Raw genomic sequence first — 16,720 nt, forward strand, 5'->3', positions numbered from 1 at the left:
CGGGTTTTCATCCATTATGCATGAACCCGGCTGCGCTTTGACAAGGGGGTCAGCGCTCCGGCGCGAGCGGGTCGAGGCGGAAGAAACTCGCCATCTGCGCATACAGCGCCGGGTATTGCCCGCGCAGCAGCGACGGACTCTCGAAGAAGCACTCGGCGATCACGGCGAAGAACTCGCCCGGGCTTTCCGCGGCGTAGGGGTCGATCTCCGTCTCGTTGCCGGCCGCTTCGGCGGCGTCGACGCGGTCGCAGAAGTCGTCGTAGGCGTCGAGCAGCGTCTCTTCCCAGGCGCGGCGCGACATGCCGGGCGGCAGCGGCGGCATGCCGTCGGCCTCGCCGTTCAGCATGTCGAGCTTGTGCGCGAACTCGTGGATGACGACGTTGTAGCCTTCGCCGGCCATCTCGACGTCCTCCCACGAGATCAGCAGCGGGCCGCCGCCCCAGGCCTCGCCGGAGGCCACTTCGTCGTACTCGTGCACGACGCCGTCGTCGTCGACGACGCTGCGCGGGATGACGAACTCGGCCGGGTAGACGACGATGCCGACCCAGCCGGCATACCAGTCGAGGCCGAGGTTGAGGATCGGCAGGCAGCCCTGGACGGCGATCGACAGGCGCATGCGGTCGTCGAGCGCGAGGCCGCCGGCGGTGGTGAATTCCTTCTCGTCGAGGAAGCGGGCGACCAGGTCGCGCAGGCGCCGGCGTTCGTCCGCGCTCAGCCAGCCGAGGAAGGGCAGTCGCGCCAGCGTTTCCTGCCACGGCGCGTCGGGGATCTCGGCCGGCGGCCGCTTGCCGAACAGGCGCGAGACGAAGCGGCCGATCATCGGCGCCCCGCCTTCGCCGGCAGCGCCGTGGTCAGCCAGATGCCGGCGAAGATCATCGCGATGCCTGCGTAGTGGTACCAGAGCGGCACCTCGGCGAGGAAGATCGCCGAGAGGATCGTGCCGAACACCGGCATCAGGTGGATGAACAGGCTGGCCTTGCTGGCGCCGACCTCGCCGACCGCGCGGTTGTAGAAGACGTAGCCGAGGAAGCTGGGGAAGATGCCGACGTAGAGCAGCGCGGCGAACGAGCCCCAGTGCAGGTTGATGTGCCGCTCCTGCGCCAGCTCCCAGGCGTAGGCCGGCGCCAGCACGGCGACGCCGACGGTGGTGAAGGCGGCCAGCATCAGCATCGGGTGCACGCCGGCCGGGCGCCACTGCAGGCCGATCGTGTAGATCGCCCAGACCAGCACCGCGCCGAGCATCCACAGGTCGCCGACGTTGAGGGCGAGCGCGCCGAGCGTGCCCGGATCGCCGCGCAGCACGATGGTGGCGACGCCGACGAAGGAGAGGACGACGCCGAGGCCTTCGATGCGCTGCAGGCGCTTCTTCAGGAACAGCCAGGAGAGCGCGATGGTGGCGATCGGGATGAAGGAGTTGAGCAGCACCGCGTTGGTCGCCGCGGTGTATTGCAGCGCGACGTAGGCCAGCGTGTTGTAGCCGCCGACGCCGAGCACGCCGAGGACCAGCACCGGCTTCCAGCCCTTCCTCAAGAGCGGCCACTGCCCGCGCAGGTGCGGCAGCGCCAGCGGCAGCACCAGCAGCAGCGCGATCGCCCAGCGCCAGAAGGCCAGCGTCAGCGGCGGCACGTCGCCGCGGATGGCGCGGCCGAGGACCATGTTGCCGGACCAGAACAGCGTGGTCAGCGTCAGCAGCAGGTAGGGATGGGTCAGGCGGGCGGACATGGGGCCGGGATCGGAGGGGAAGGCGGCATTGTATAATTGCGGCATGGTTTCCGTCGTCCATTCGGTCGCCGCCCAGAGCGACCTCGAACAATCCCTGCTCACCCTCTGCGAAGGCCTGACGGCCGAGGAGTCCGCGCTGATCCACGACGCCGCGGCATTCGCCCGCGAGGTCTACGGCGAGCATGCCCTCGGCAGCGGCGAGGGCGTCTGGTCGCATGCGCTCGGCATGGCGCTGATCCTGGTCGGGCTGAAGCTCGACGCCGCCTCGCGGCTGGCGGCGCTGCTCTTCGCGGTGCCTACCTACGACGAGCACGGGCTCAACAAGATCGAGACGCGCTTCGGCGCCGCCGCCTCCCACCTGGTCGGCGGCATCTCGCGGCTGAACCGGCTGCGCCCGATCACCCGCGACTTCGTCGCCGATGCCGCGGCCAGCCCGCAGGAGATGAAGGCGCAGGTCGAGGTGCTGCGCAAGATGCTGCTGGCGATGGTCGAGGACATCCGCGTCGTGCTGCTCAGGCTCGCCTCGCGCACGCAGACGCTGCGCTACTACGCGACGACCGAGGACGACCTGCGCGTCGAGGTCGCACGCGAGACGCTCGAACTCTACTCGCCGCTGGCCAACCGCCTCGGCGTCTGGGAACTGAAGTGGGAGCTGGAGGACCTCTCCTTCCGCTTCATGCATCCCGATCTGTACAAGAAGATCGCCAAGCAGCTCGACGAGAAGCGTATCGAGCGCGAGCAGTTCATCGCCGATGCGATCGCGCGGCTGCGCGCCGAGCTGGCGGCGGTCGGCATCCACCACGCCGAGGTGTATGGGCGGCCGAAGCACATCTACAGCATCTGGAACAAGATGCGCAAGAAGGGCGTCGAGTTCTCCGAGGTCTATGACGTGCGCGCGCTGCGCGTGATCGTGGACGACGTCAAGGACTGCTACACCGCGCTCGGCATCGTGCACAACATGTGGACGCCGATCCCGAAGGAGTTCGACGACTACATCTCCAACCCCAAGGGCAACAACTACCGCTCGCTGCATACCGCGGTGCGCTGCCCGGACGGGCGCAGCCTGGAGGTGCAGATCCGCACCTGGGACATGCACAAGCACGCCGAACTGGGCGTCGCCGCGCATTGGCGCTACAAGGAAGGCGCCCGCAAGAGCGAGGACAACTACGACGAGAAGATCGCCTGGCTGAGGCAGCTGCTGACCTGGAAGGACGAGGTCGCCGACTCCTCGGACTGGGTCAGCCACTACAAGCAGGCGGCGCTCGACGAGACGATCTACGTGATGACGCCGCAGGGGCGCGTCGTCGACCTGCCGCGCGGCGCGACGCCGATCGATTTCGCCTACCGCGTGCATACCGACCTCGGCCACCGCTGCCGCGGCGCCAAGGTTGACGGCGCGCTGGTGCCGCTCAACACGGCGCTGGAAACCGGACAGCGGGTGGAGATCGTGTCGGCGAAGGAGGGCGGGCCGTCGCGCGACTGGCTGAATCCCTCGCTCGGCTACCTGATCACCCACCGCGCGCGCTCCAAGGTGCGCGCCTGGTTCTCCAACCTGGCGCTCGAGGAAACGCTGGCCGAAGGGCGGACGATCGTCACCAAGGAACTGCAGCGGCTGGGCCAGGGCGGCGTGAACATCGACGAGCTCGCCGAGAAGCTCGGCTTTCCCAAGGCCGACGACCTGTACATCGCCGCCGGCCGCAACGAGTTGGGGATGCGCCAGTTCCAGGTCGCGGTGCGCGGCAGCGAGATGCCGGCCGAGGAACGGACGGCGCCCGAGCCGCGCCGCCGCAAGGCGCCCGAGGTCGACCGCGGCATCCTGATCGTTGGCGTCGACAAGCTGCTGACGCAGCTCGCGCGCTGCTGCAAGCCGGCGCCGCCGGACGAGATCCACGGTTTCGTCACGCGCGGCAAGGGCGTCTCGATCCACCGCGCCGACTGCCCGAACTTCGCCAACCTCGCCGCGCTGCATCCGGAACGGGTGATCGAGACCGACTGGGGCGGCGCGCCGGAGGGCACTTTCCCGGTCGACATCGTGGTCGACGCGCACGACCGTCAGGGCCTGCTGCGCGACGTCTCCGACGTGTTCGCCCGCGAGAAGATCAACGTTATCGCAGTCAATACGCAGTCGAAGCAGGGCAAGGCGCACATGGGCTTCACCGTCGAGGTGCAGAACCTGCAGCAGCTGAACCGCACGCTCGGCCAGGTGCACGAGGTCGAAGGCGTCGTCGGCGTCCGGCGCGCCTGAGCGATGTGCCTTGCACATCGCGAAGAAGTACTCTCGGGGTGCGCCTGAGCGATGTGCCTTGCACATCGCGAAGAAGTACTCTCGGGGTGCGCCTGAGCGAAGCCTCAAACGCTTCGCGAACGAGTCCTCCTGGGATGGGCGTGATCAGCGCACCGAGCGGTAGGCCTCCGCGCGCTGCCGCTTGCTGAGCACCACCTGCCACAGCAGCCCCTGGCGCGAGCGGAAGAAGCCGGCGCAACACATCAGGTAGTAGCGCCACATGCGGTAGAAGCGCTCGTCGTAGCGCGCCTGCAGCGTCGGCCAGGCGCGGTCGAAATTTTCCCACCAGGCCATCAACGTGCGGTCGTAGTCGGTGCCGAAGTTGTGCCAGTCCTCGATCAGGAAATGCTTCTCCAGCGCCGCGGCGAGCTCCCGCGCCGAAGGCAGCTTGCCGTTGGGGAAGATGTGGCGGTCGATCCAGGCGTCGGTGTGCTTGCAGGTCGTGTAGATGCCGATGGTGTGCAGCAGGAACAGGCCGTCGTCTTTCAGCGCGCGACGGACCGCCGCGAAGTAGTCGTCGTAGTTCTTCGGCCCGACGTGTTCGAACATGCCGACCGACACCGCCTTGTCGAAGCTGCCCGAGAGCTCGCGATAGTCCATCAGTTCGATGCTCACCGGCAGGCCGGCGCAGCGCTCGCGCGCAAAGGCCTGCTGCTCGCGCGACACGGTGATGCCCGTGACGCGTACGCTGTAGTGCTGCGCCGCATGGCGGGCCAGCCCGCCCCAGCCGCAGCCGATCTCGAGCAGGTGTTCGCCGGCGCGCAGCTCGAGCTTGCGGCAGATGAGGTCGAGCTTGGCGCGCTGGGCTTCCGCCAGCGTCGCGGCGTTCGGCCAGTAGGCGCACGAGTAGCTCATGCTCGGGTCGAGCATCGCCTGGAAGACGTCGTTGCCGATATCGTAGTGGTGCGCGCCGACCTGGAAGGCGCGGCGCACCGACTGCAGGTTGAACAGGCCGTGGCGCAGGATTTCGCCGAGCAGGCGCAGGCGCGTCCAGCGCCCGATGCGGACGTCGGCGTCGATGCGCATCAGGCGGGCGAACAGCTCGTCGAGGCGCAGGCATTCCCACTGGCCGTCCATGTAGGCCTCGCCGAAGCCGAGCGACCCCTGCGTGAGGATGCGCCGGTAAAGGCGCTCGTCGTAGACCTGGATATCCCAGGGGGCGTCGCCGTTGAAGGCGACGCCGGCCTCGGCGGCCAGTTCGGCGAGCACGGCCGGCGCCGTGCTCCGGCTGCTTCCGGGGGGCAGGCTGCCGCTCAACCACGCATCCGTCTCCATGCGTACCTCGAGCCGAAGATTTTGGATTGCCTTCAGCATAATCGCCGGTTTTGCGGATCGCAATCGGTCGCGCATGCGTCCGGCTACGGGCGGATCTTGCGCCGACGACGGCGAGGGGCGCCCATGCGGGCTCGCCAGCCTGCCGGCGGAGGTGCGAACGGCGCGGCCGTGTCCCTGGAGCTCAGGCCGCGCCGGGCTTCAGCGCCTCGATCAGTTCGCACTGCGCGCAGCGCGGCTTGCTGCGCGTGCCGCGCCGCTTCTTGTGGTAGCTGCCGTCCGGCCGCATGTCCCAGGCCTGGACGTTGTCGGCGAGATAGACCTTCAGCCCCTCGTTGATCACCCGCTGCTTCAGCTTCTTGTCGAGGATCGGGAAGCCGAGCTCGATGCGGCGGAAGAAGTTGCGGTCCATCCAGTCGGCGCTGGAGAGGATCACCTTCTCCTTGCCGCCGGCGTGGAAGTGGAAGATGCGATGGTGCTCGAGGAAGCGGCCGACCACCGAGCGGACGCGGATGTTCTCTGACAATCCCTTGATCCCCGGGCGCAGCGTGCACACGCCGCGCACGATCAGGTCGATCTTCACCCCGGCCTGCGAGGCTTCGTAAAGGCGGTCGATCGTCTCCGGTTCGAGCAGCGAGTTCATCTTGGCGATGATGCGCGCGCGCTTGCCGGCGCGCGCCGCCTGCGTTTCCTCGTCGATTGCGGCGATGATGTTGGCGTGCAGCGAGAACGGCGCCTGCCACAGGTGCTTCAGCGTCTGCGCGCGGCCGAGTCCGGTCAGCTGCTTGAAGACTTCGTTCACGTCGGCGCCGATCTCCTCGTTGCAGGTGAGCAGGCCGAAATCGGTGTAGAGGCGTGCGGTGCGCGGATGGTAGTTGCCGGTGCCGAGGTGTACGTAGCGGCGCAGCACGCTGCCGGCCTTGCCTTCCTCGCGGCGGACGATCATCAGCATCTTGGCGTGCGTCTTGTAGCCGACGACGCCGTAGACGACGTGGGCGCCGACCTCCTCGAGCTTGGTCGCCCAGCCGATGTTCGCCTCCTCGTCGAAGCGTGCCATCAGCTCGACGACGACGGTGACCTCCTTGCCTGCCTGCGCGGCGCGGATCAGCGAGCGCATCAGCACCGAGTCGGTGCCGGTGCGGTAGACGGTCATCTTGATCGCCACCACCTTGGGGTCGGTGACCGCCGTCTCGAGCATCTCGATCACCGGCGTGAAGCTCTGGTACGGGTGGTGCAGCAGGATGTCGCCGGCGCGGATCGCCGAGAAGATGGTCGGCTTCTTAGCGAGCGCCGCCGGCACCCCCGGCGTGAACCCGGGAAACTTGAGGTCGGGGCGGTCGACGCTGTCCGGCACCTGCATCAGGCGGACCAGGTTGACCGGGCCGGAGACGCTGTACAGGTCGTCCTCGGCCAGCCCGAACTGCTCGAGCAGGAAGCGCTGCATCTGCGGCGAGCAGTCGTCGGCGACCTCCAGCCGGACCGCGTCGCCGAAGTGGCGCTGCGGCAGCTCGCCCTGGATCTTGGCGCGCAGGTTCTTGACCTCCTCCTCGTCGACGAAGAGGTCGGAGTTGCGGGTGACGCGGAACTGGTAGCAGCCCTTGACCGTCATCCCGGCGAACAGGTGGCCGACGAAGGCGTGCAGGATCGACGACAGGAAGACGAAGCCGTAGGGGCAGCCGGCGAGCTCCTCGGGCAGGCGGATGACGCGTGGCAGCAGGCGTGGTGCCTGCACGATCGCGGCGTTCGAGCTGCGCCCGAAGGCGTCCTTGCCTTCCAGTTCGACGGCGAAGTTGAGGCTCTTGTTGAGCACGCGCGGGAAGGGGTGCGAGGGGTCGAGGCCGATGGGCGTCAACAGCGGCATCACCTCGCGCATGAAGTGGTCGAAGATCCATTCGCGCTGCGCCTCGTTCCAGCTGGCCCGGCGCAGGAAGCGGACGCCCTCGTCGGCGAGTTTGGGCAGGATCTCGTGGTTGAGCAGTTCGTACTGCTCGGCGACGATCGCGTGCGCCTCGTCGGCGAGCAGCCGGAAGACCTCGGCGGCGGTGCGCCCGTCGGTGCCGCGGAAGCTCGAGCCGAGCTTGATCTGCTCCTTGATGCCGGCGGCGCGGATCTCGAAGAACTCGTCGAGGTTGCTGCTGACGATGCACAGGAAACGCAGGCGCTCGAGCAGTGGCGTCGCGGCGTTCTGCGCCTGCGCCAGCACGCGGCGGTTGAAGGCGAGCAGGCCGAGTTCGCGGTTCAGGTAATTGTCGGCGGGGAAGCGCTGCCGGCGCGAGCGCAACAGGGTCGGGCGGGTGTTCATCGCGTGCAGTAGTCGGCTGGGCGGAAGGCGTTATCGTGTTTCAGGAATATTACGCCAGTATTTCAGCGGCGCGGGATCGCGCTCCGGCCGGGGCTTCGCGCCGCCGATGCTAGAATGCCGGCATTGTCACGGAGAGAGCGGGCGGGCCGGTGGGGTACGAACTGATAGCGGCGGTTGATCTGGGATCCAACAGTTTCCGGCTGCAGGTCGGGCGGGTCCTGGACGGGCAGATCTACCCGCTCGACGCGATCAAGGAGCCGGTGCGGCTGGCCTCCGGCCTGACCGCCGACAAGTACCTCGACCAGGCCTCGCAGCAACGCGCGCTGCAGGCGCTGTCGCGCTTCGGCGAACGCCTGCGCGGCTTCGCGCCGGAGGCCGTGCGCGCGGTCGCGACCAACGCGCTGCGCGTCGCCAAGAACGCGCTCGCCTTCCTGCCGCAGGCCGAGCAGGCGCTCGGCTTCCCGATCGAGATCATCGCCGGCCGCGAGGAAGCGCGCCTGATCTACCTCGGCGCGATCCACTCGCTGCCGCCGGCGCAGCACAAGCGGCTGGTGGTCGACATCGGCGGCGGTTCGACCGAGTTCATCATCGGCCGCCGCGGCGAGCCGCAGCTGATGGAGTCGCTGTTCATGGGTTGCGTCAGCTACACGCTGCGCTACTTCCCCGACGGCAAGGTGGACAGGAAGCGCTTCCGCGAGGCGGTGGTGGCGGCCGCCAGCGAGATCGAGAGCATCGCCCACGATTACCGCCGGTACGGCTGGCGGGAGGCGGTCGGCTCGTCGGGAACGGCGCGCGCGATCGCCGACCTGCTCGAACTGAACGAGCTCAACCCGGGTGGCGTCACCGGGCTGACGCGGGAGGGGCTGGAGCGCCTGCAGGCGCTGCTGGTCAAGGCCGGCTCGGCGCCGGCGCTGAATCTGCCCGGCCTGCGCGCCGACCGCATCCCGGTGCTGCCGGGCGGCATCGCGATCATGAGCGCGGTCTTCGAGACCCTCGGGCTGGAGCGGATGACCTATTCCGACGGCGCGCTGCGCCTCGGCGTGCTCTACGACCTGCTCGGCCGCTTCCATCACCACGACATGCGCGACGCGACGGTCGGCCAGTTCATGCGGCGCTACCAGGTCGACGCGCGGCAGGCGGAGCGCGTGACGCGCACCGCGCTGGAGATGCTGGTGCAGCTCGCCGGACCACCGGCCTCGCCGGAGCAGGAGGCCGACGTGCAGTTCCTCGGCTGGGCCGCCAGGCTGCACGAGATCGGCATCTCGGTCGCGCACAACGGCTACCACAAGCACGGCGCCTACATCCTGACCTTTGCCGACATGCCCGGTTTCTCGAAGAAGGACCAGGCGCGGCTGGCGCTGCTCGTGTTCGGCCACCGCGGCAAGCTGGAGAAGATCACCGCGCTGCCGGCCGGCGACGCCAACTGGCGGCTGCTGCTGGCGCTGCGCCTGGCCGTGCTGCTGCACCGCTCGCGCGACGGCGTGCCGGTGCCGCCGTTCCGCGTCCGCGAGCAGGCCGGGGCGTTCGTGCTCGAACTGCAGAACGACTGGCTCGGCGCCCACCCGCTGACCGCCGTCGCGCTCGACGACGAGGTGCGCGCCTGGTCGCGCATCGGCGCCGAGCTGCGCATCAAGCAGCGCAATCTCGCGCGCGAGCGGGCGGACGAGTAGGCGCATGACATGCCCCGCGCGTCCGTGCCGTTTGCCGCTTCCCGCGGAAACCCGCCCGCTCCCCGCGGCGTTCCGACGGCAGGCCTGAGATGCTGACGCCGGCGACGATCTCGAGCGAGCTGCGCGACGGTCGCCGCGTCGTCCGACTTGCCGGCCACTGGACGCTGGCGGTGCTGGCGGAGTCGCTGAACGGCCTCGAGCAGCAGCTGGCCGAACTGGCCGCCGCCGGCGTCGATTGGGATCTCGAGGCGGTCGAGCGTCTCGACAGCGCCGGCGCGCTGCTCATCTGGCGCGGCTGGGGACGCCGCTGGCCGGCAACGGCGGCGATGCCGGCGGCGCACCGCCATGTCCTCGAGCGCGCCGCGTCGGTGCCGCATCCCGGTCCGCGCGCACTGGCGGCGCGCCACGACGGTTTCACGCACTGGCTGGGGGCGATCACGCTGCGCGCCGGGCGGCACGTGCGCGATGCGACGGCGATGGTCGGCCAGCTCGTGCTCGACCTGTTCTGGCTGTGCGCGCATCCGCGCGAGATCCCGCTGCGCGAGTTCTCGGCGACCGTCTACAAGTCCGGCGCGCTGGCGCTGCCGGTGACGGCGCTGGTCGGCTTCCTGATCGGCGTCGTCGTTTCCTACCTGTCGTCGCTGCAGCTGAAGCTGTTCGGCGCCGAGGTGTTCATCGTGAACATCATCGGCATGAGCGTCATCCGCGAGCTTGGCCCGGTGCTGGTGGCGGTGCTGGTCGCCGGCCGCTCCGGTTCGGCGATGACGGCGCAGATCGGCGTCATGCGCGTCACCGAGGAGATCGACGCGCTGGCGACGATGGGCGTCTCCCGCTCGCTGCGCCTGGTGCTGCCGAAGGTGCTGGCGCTGGCGCTGGCGATGCCGCTGCTGGTGGTGTGGTGCTCGGCGGCGGCGATCTTTGGCGGCCTCTTCGCCGCGCACCTGCAGCTCGACCTGTCGTGGGGCTTCTTCATCGACACGCTGCCGCGCGTGGTGCCGCTGCCGAACCTGTGGATCGGCCTCGCCAAGGGCTTCGTCTTTGGCCTGCTGATCGGCCTGATCGCCTGCCATTTCGGCCTGCGCGTGAAACCGAACACGGAGAGCCTGTCGACCAAGACGACCAGTTCGGTGGTCGCCTCGATCACCGTCGTCATCCTCGCCGACGCGGTGTTCGCGATCATGACCCGCAACGTGGGGTTGCCGCTGTGACGAGGCGCGTGCCGGTGATCGACATCCGCGGCGTATGCACGCGCTTCGCGGGCGTCAGCGTGCACGAGGACATCAACCTCGTCGTCGAACGGGGCGAGATGCTCGGCCTGGTCGGCGGCTCGGGCAGCGGCAAGACCACGCTGCTGCGCGAGGTGGTCGGCCTGCTCAAGCCGAGCGCTGGAGAGGTGCGGCTGTTCGGGCACCCGATCCTCGATCCCGATCCGGATGTGCGGCGCGAGGTGCGCCGCCGCTTCGGCATGCTCTTCCAGCATGGCGCGCTCTTTTCGGCGCTGTCGGTGTTCGACAACATCGCCTTCCCGCTGCGCGAGCTGAGGCGGCTCGACGAGGCGCTGATCCGCGACCTGGTGTGGATGAAGATGGCGATGGTCGAGCTGCAGCCCGAGCAGGGGCACCTGATGCCGGCCGAGCTGTCCGGCGGCATGGTCAAGCGCGTCGCGCTGGCCCGGGCGCTGGCGCTGGAGCCGGAACTGCTGGTGCTCGACGAGCCGACGGCCGGGCTCGACCCGGATCTCAGCGAAAATTTCGTAGAATTGATCCGCATGCTGCAGCGCGAACTCGATTTCACCGTGATCATGGTCACCCATGATCTGGCGACGCTGGCCGGCCTGGCGACGCGGGTCGCGGCGCTGGCGGAGCGGCGCGTGGTGGCGCACGGAACCCTTGAGGAGGTCATGGCGGTGGATCATCCCTTCACCCGTAATTTCTTTTCCGGCCTGCGCCATACGGCTGCGCCGGGGGCGGGCGCCTGAGCATGGAAAACCGCGCACACGCGCTGGCCGCGGGCGTCTTCACGCTGCTCCTGCTGTTCGCGGCGGTCGCCGCCGTGTGGTGGTTCGGCGGCAAGCGCGAGGCGGCGGTCGACTACCTCGTCGTCGCCCGCCAGAACGTCTCCGGCCTCAGCCTGCAGGGGCAGGTCCGCTACCGCGGCATCCGCGTCGGCCGCGTCGAGTCGATCCAGCTCGACCGCAAGGATCCGCGCAACATCCTGATCCGCATCAGCATCGCGGAGGACGTGCCGGTGACCAAGGGGACGACGGCCAAGCTCGGCTACCAGGGCCTGACCGGCATCGCCCACGTGCTGCTCGAGGATTCCGGCGACAACACCGAGCCTCTCGCCCGCGGCAGTGAGTTGCCGAAGATCACCATGCAGCCGTCGCTGATCCAGGAGCTGTCCGAGTCCGGCGGCGCGACGCTGAAGCAGGCGCAGCAGCTGCTGACCAGCGCCAACGAGCTGCTCAGCCCGGAGAACCGCGAGCGCATCGGGCGCACGCTGGCGAATGTCGAAAACAGCACGGCCGGCCTCGCCGCGACGCTGGCCGAGGCCCGCGCGCTGCTTGCCGATCCGCGCCTGAAGCGGCTCGGGCCGGCGATCGCCAAGATCGACGACGCTGCCGACGGCGCGCGCGGCCTGATCGCCGATGCGCGGACGCTGGTGCCGCGGCTGGCGGCGCTGACCGAGAGGCTGGACCAGATGATCGGCGAGGCCAACGGCGAAGGCGTGGCCGCGTCCACGGTCCGCCTGCAGGAACTCGGCCGCGAGCTGACGCAGACCTCGCGCCAGCTGACGCATACGCTGCAGATGCTCGAAGATGCGCCGCAGAGCATGCTCTTCGGTCCGCCGCCGGCCGCGCCCGGCCCCGGCGAGGCCGGTTTCGTCCCTCCCGCGACTACCCGACCATGAAAAGAATCGCCTTCCTGCTGTCCGGCCTGCTGATCCTCGCCGCGTGCGCCGGCAGCGGCCGCGGGCGCGCCGACATCGCCATCTACGACCTCGGCCCGGCCGCGGCTGCGCCCGCCACCGCCGCGCCGCCCGGCATAGCGCTCGAGATCCGGCTGCCGGCCTGGCTCGATGCGCAGGCGATGAGCTACCGGCTGGCCTACGCCGACCCGCAGCGCCTGCACGCGTTCGCCCAGGCCCGCTGGGCGGCGTCGCCGCAGCAGCTGCTGCAGCAGCGCCTGCGCCAGCAGCTGGCGCTGACGCCGGGCGGCGCGCCGTGCACGCTGCGTGTCGAGCTCGACGATTTCAGCCAGTCGTTTGCCTCGCCGGGCAGCAGTTCCGCGCTGGTCAGCGGCGAGGCGCTGCTGCTCGGCAAGGGACGAGCGCTGCGCGCGCGCCAGCCGCTGCGCATCGAGGTGCCGGCGGCGAGCGCCGACGCCGCAGGCGGTGCCGCGGCGCTGGCGGCGGCGGCCGACAGGCTATCGACAACGCTCGCGCAATGGCTGCAGGGGCAGGACCTCGCGGCCTGCCGCGGCTAACCCGGGGAGACAAGGCCATGGAGCAACAGGAACAGGTGCTGCTGCGCGAGGATCGCGCCGACGGCGTGACGGTGCTGACGCTGAACCGGCCGGCGCAGTTCAACTCGCTGTCGCTGGAAGTGCTCGGCGCGCTGCAGGCGGCGCTCGACGACATCGCCGGCGATGCGGCGGTGCGCGTCGTCGTCGTCGCCGGCGCCGGCAAGGCCTTCTGCGCCGGTCATGACCTGCGCGAGATGCGCGCCCATCCGGAGAAGGCCTTCATGCAGCAGCTGTTCAAGGCGATGGCGAAGGTATGCACGACGCTGCAGCGCCTGCCGCAGCCGGTGATCGCGCGCGTGCACGGCGTCGCCACCGCCGCCGGCTGCCAGCTGGTCGCCGCCTGCGACCTGGCGGTGGCGGCGGACGTTGCCCGCTTCGGCACGTCCGGCATCAACGTCGGCCTGTTCTGCACGTCGCCGGGCGTTGCCCTGTCGCGCAACGTCGGCCGCAAGGCGGCGCTGGAGATGCTGCTCACCGGCGGCCTGATCGACGCACCGACGGCGCTGCGCGAAGGGCTGGTCAACCGCGTCGTGCCGGAGGACCGGCTGAACGAGGAAGTCGCCGCACTGGCTGCGGCGATCGTCGCCAAGTCGCCGCTCGCTGTCGCGATGGGCAAGCGCGCCTTCTACGAACAGCTGGAGATGGGGGTCGAGGCGGCCTACCAGCTGGCCGGCGAGACGATGGCCTGCAACATGATGGCGGCCGACGCCGCCGAGGGCATCGACGCTTTTACCGAGAAACGTCCGCCGGTATGGCGCGGTGACTGACACGTACCATCTGAATAGCTTCCGGGGGTGAGTCTAAGCGGTTGTGGCGAGCAGCAAACAATACGTACAAAAAGGGGCTGCCTTATGAAAGGTCGTTGCTTTTGTTTCCTGACCTTGCTGATTTCTGTTTCGGCATTTGCGCAAGTGTCACCGAAGACAGGTGTCTGGCACGGGACGATCGGCGATTCCCCGATCATGCTGTGCGTCGAAGCTCAAAAAGCCGCCTACTACTATGCCGGCAAGTCCGAGGAAATCGCCCTCGGCATGAACAGTGCCGGGTCGTGGTCGGAGTCGGTCAAGGGAACAATCACCGGTCAGTGGAAAATCCACGCCCAGTCGGCGAGCAACGCCGACGCGAACCGGGTCGATGGTTCCTGGCGCAATCCGCGCGGCAAGGGTGAGCAGCCGTTCTGGTTATGGTTCGTAGGCGATGACGTTGCCGCATGCAGCAGCGAGACCTACCGGCGCACCCTGCTGGTTCCGAACGAGCCCCGCTTGTCGCTGCCCATTCCGCAAGTCAAACCGGGTGTCGCGGCCGCAGCGGATTCCGCGGCAGTGTTGAAGGCCAACGGCGAGCTTTGGCAATGGAGCGTGCGGGAGCCGTTGCCGAAGCGAACAGGCGAGGGCTTCGTCCGCATCGCGCTGGGTTCGGATCATTTGCTCGGCATCAAGTCGGACGGGAGCCTCTGGGGTTGGGGGAGCAACAACTCCGGCCAGCTTGGCGGAGAGCGCGTCGAGGGCAGCTGGCCTGTCCGCATGGGGGAAGGGTACGTCGCTCTTGCCGCCAACCGGGACTTCAGCCTCGCCATTAGAAAAGACGGCACCTTGTGGGCTTGGGGCGGGCTGCAACGCGATGCCAAGGGCAATGCGTTCGGAGACCGGAAGGCGAAGCCGACGCTGATCGGAAAGGCGTTCATTTCGGTGGCGGCAGGCGAGGATTTCTTCGTCGCCATTCGGAGCGACAGCACGTTATGGACATGGGGAAACAACCGAGACGGACAACTCGGCACCGAAGGCGGCGGAAGCTGGTTTGGCCGCCGCTACGGATACGAGACGCTTCCCGTATTGGTTGGGGGCGATTTCGCCCAAGTCTCAGCCGGGTATGGGCATGTGGCTGCGATCAAGCGGGACGGCAGTTTGTGGACTTGGGGCCACGGCACATGGGGAAAACTGGGGAACGGAACGGACAGCGGCAGCAGCCGATCACCTGTCAAGATCGGCGACGGTTTCGCGCAGGTCGTGGCGGGGTTCCTGAATACTGCCGCAGTCAAAACGGATGGCAGCCTCTGGCTTTGGGGGGCGAACAGACTTGGCATGTTCGGCGACTGCACGACCGCGACGCATACCCGGCCGGTCCAGATCGGCAAGGGATATGTGCAGGTTGCACTGGGGCATGACTTCCTGCTCGCGCTGAAAGACGACGGCAGCGAGTGGACATCCGGCTGGGCTTGGGAGGGCGATCAGCTCGATACGGCGAAAGCGTGCCGCAAGCCGGCCCGCGTCGTCTTCGGCGACGGCGTCAGCGGCTGGGACAAAGCCGTCGGGAACGAGCTCAAGGCGAAGCTCCAGGGGCCGCCGATGCCAGCGGACATCATTAGCATCGCCGCCGGACGCATCCATTCGGCGATGGTGAAGGCCGACGGGACGCTGTGGACATGGGGCAGCAACGAGTATGGACAACTGGCGAACGGCACGACGGAAGGCGGCAATCGGCCACGCCAGGTCGGGGAAGGGTATCGGAAAGTTTCGATCAACGACTGGTACACCTTGGCGCTCAAGGAGGACGGCAGTTTGTTGCGTTGGGGGGCGATCCCGACCACTTATCCGCGCGGCAATTTTTCGCGCAGCATGGAAAAAGCGCTGGCGCCGACCAAGGTATCCCCTGGGACTGTCGAACTGCTTCGCAGCGGTTACCAAATGGGACGCGGGATCGGCCTGCGGAACGACGGGACGCTTGCAGACTGGCTCTACTACTGGGACGTGGCGAAGCCGCCGCAGGTGTTCGGGCGTGACATCAAGGTGCTCGCTGTCGGATATTTTGGCCGCTATGCGCTGCGGGCCGATGGAAGCTTGTGGGAACTCTCTGACTACCCGCTCTCGCCGCCGCCGAAAGAGGTCGGCAGGAACTTCCTGACTGTCGCCGTCGGCTTCGGTCATGCATACGGAATCAAGGCGGACGGCAGCCTGTGGGCATGGGGCGAGAACAGTGCGTATCAGTTGGGTGACGGCACGAAGATCGATCGTGCCGACCCTGTACGCATTGGTGAGGGGTTCGTGCAGGTCGCCATCGGGAGGTTTCATGGCGTCGCGCTGGCGGCGGATGGCTCGGTCTGGACCTGGGGGAGCAACGAGGTCGGCGCGATCGGCGACGGAACGACGACGGCGCGATCCAGACCGACCAGGATCGGCACAGGCTTTGCGAGGGTCGCGGCGGGCGACTATCACACCCTCGCGTTGAAAACCGACGGAACGCTTTGGGCTTGGGGCGCCAATGAAGAGGGTCAGTTGGGTGATGGTACGCATAGCAAGCGCCTTTCACCGGTACGGGTCTATCCGGCGGCGGTCAGTGACGGCGGGAGTGCGCCTTTGCCGACGCCGGCGGCTGACGGACAGAAAACGCCTGGACGCACGGTTACGGGAGTCAGGGTCGGCTTGTATTTCAGTTGCGTGTCCTTCACCGATGGTCGCTATATGTGCTGGGGGAGCAACAGCAACGGGCAGCTTGGCCATTTCAACCGGTGGGGCAAGAACCCCACGCCGACGGTCGTTGAGCCAAGGGAAGGGGCGGCCGGGCTGTTCAGTACCAGCCGCATGAATGATTGCACTGGCGGCGCCTGTGAGCACTTGGACCGACAGTACCCTTTCTTGAAGGGCGCTTCGGCCACTGTCTTCAGTTCGCGTCATGTTTGTGCACTGAAGAGCGGAAGAATCCGCTGCAGCGCCAAGGACGACGGCGGCGATTCACGCTGGATCGTGGATGGGGTCCATGACGCAATTGCGTTTGACTATGCCGCGGATCATGGGTGCGCGCTTCTTGCCGATGGGCGGGTCAAGTGTTGGGGAAGCAATACGTACGGCGAACTGGGTAATGGCACCTTCGTTACGGACTACAGGCACTATAGCCGTCCTGCAGCCACCGAGGTGGTGGGGTTGCCTTAGCCGGGTGCGGAACTCGACGC

The 16,720-nt window shown here is 68.1% G+C and carries 12 protein-coding genes; 8 read left to right on the top strand and 4 right to left on the bottom strand.

The window, feature by feature from the left end; translation table 11 throughout:
* Positions 1–49 precede the first annotated feature (49 nt).
* Together IWH25_RS11985 and IWH25_RS11990 are read right to left on the bottom strand one after the other, a co-directional pair.
* Complete coding sequence (locus tag IWH25_RS11985) at positions 50–820, bottom strand: M90 family metallopeptidase (RefSeq protein WP_203386030.1); 771 nt, start codon at positions 818–820, stop codon at positions 50–52.
* A complete protein-coding gene (locus IWH25_RS11990) occupies positions 817–1,722 on the bottom strand; it encodes a DMT family transporter (RefSeq protein ID WP_203386031.1) in 906 nt (301 codons plus the stop codon). Before IWH25_RS11990 ends, IWH25_RS11985 begins: the two co-directional genes overlap by 4 nt.
* Before the next feature lie 43 nt (positions 1,723–1,765).
* Between IWH25_RS11990 and IWH25_RS11995 the strand changes: the two genes are divergently transcribed.
* Entirely contained in the window at positions 1,766–3,967 is a 2,202-nt protein-coding gene (locus IWH25_RS11995; RefSeq protein ID WP_203386032.1) for a RelA/SpoT family protein, read from the top strand.
* Between the two features lie 144 nt (positions 3,968–4,111).
* On the opposite strand, the gene cfa is transcribed toward IWH25_RS11995, so the two are convergent.
* Positions 4,112–5,263: a cyclopropane fatty acyl phospholipid synthase gene (gene cfa, locus IWH25_RS12000; RefSeq protein ID WP_238998883.1), complete on the bottom strand. Its 1,152-nt coding sequence runs from the start codon at positions 5,261–5,263 to the stop codon at positions 4,112–4,114.
* A gap of 199 nt (positions 5,264–5,462) precedes the next feature.
* Positions 5,463–7,580, bottom strand: a complete 2,118-nt coding sequence (ppk1, locus tag IWH25_RS12005; protein ID WP_203386034.1) for a polyphosphate kinase 1 — start codon at positions 7,578–7,580, stop codon at positions 5,463–5,465.
* A 149-nt stretch (positions 7,581–7,729) separates the two neighbouring features.
* On the opposite strand from ppk1, the gene ppx reads away from it, so the two are divergent.
* The 7 genes from ppx to IWH25_RS12040 all read left to right on the top strand — a co-directional run bounded on the left by ppx (position 7,730) and on the right by IWH25_RS12040 (position 16,700).
* A complete protein-coding gene (ppx, locus tag IWH25_RS12010) occupies positions 7,730–9,250 on the top strand; it encodes an exopolyphosphatase (protein WP_203386035.1) in 1,521 nt (506 codons plus the stop codon).
* 89 nt (positions 9,251–9,339) lie between these two features.
* Entirely contained in the window at positions 9,340–10,458 is a 1,119-nt protein-coding gene (locus tag IWH25_RS12015; RefSeq protein ID WP_203386036.1) for an ABC transporter permease, read from the top strand.
* 14 nt (positions 10,459–10,472) lie between these two features.
* On the top strand, positions 10,473–11,228 hold the full coding sequence (locus IWH25_RS12020) for an ABC transporter ATP-binding protein (protein ID WP_338022664.1): 756 nt from the start codon (positions 10,473–10,475) through the stop codon (positions 11,226–11,228).
* Between the two features lie 2 nt (positions 11,229–11,230).
* Positions 11,231–12,160, top strand: a complete 930-nt coding sequence (locus tag IWH25_RS12025; protein WP_203386038.1) for an MlaD family protein — start codon at positions 11,231–11,233, stop codon at positions 12,158–12,160.
* Positions 12,157–12,735: an ABC-type transport auxiliary lipoprotein family protein gene (locus tag IWH25_RS12030; RefSeq protein WP_203386039.1), complete on the top strand. Its 579-nt coding sequence runs from the start codon at positions 12,157–12,159 to the stop codon at positions 12,733–12,735. Before IWH25_RS12025 ends, IWH25_RS12030 begins: the two co-directional genes overlap by 4 nt.
* A 17-nt stretch (positions 12,736–12,752) precedes the next feature.
* On the top strand, positions 12,753–13,541 hold the full coding sequence (locus IWH25_RS12035) for an enoyl-CoA hydratase (RefSeq protein ID WP_203386040.1): 789 nt from the start codon (positions 12,753–12,755) through the stop codon (positions 13,539–13,541).
* 84 nt (positions 13,542–13,625) lie between these two features.
* A complete protein-coding gene (locus IWH25_RS12040; RefSeq protein ID WP_203386041.1) occupies positions 13,626–16,700 on the top strand; it encodes an RCC1 domain-containing protein in 3,075 nt (1,024 codons plus the stop codon).
* The last annotated feature ends 20 nt before the right edge of the window (positions 16,701–16,720 follow it).

Source organism: Azospira restricta (genome assembly GCF_016858125.1).
GTDB lineage: Bacteria > Pseudomonadota > Gammaproteobacteria > Burkholderiales > Rhodocyclaceae > Proximibacter > Proximibacter restrictus.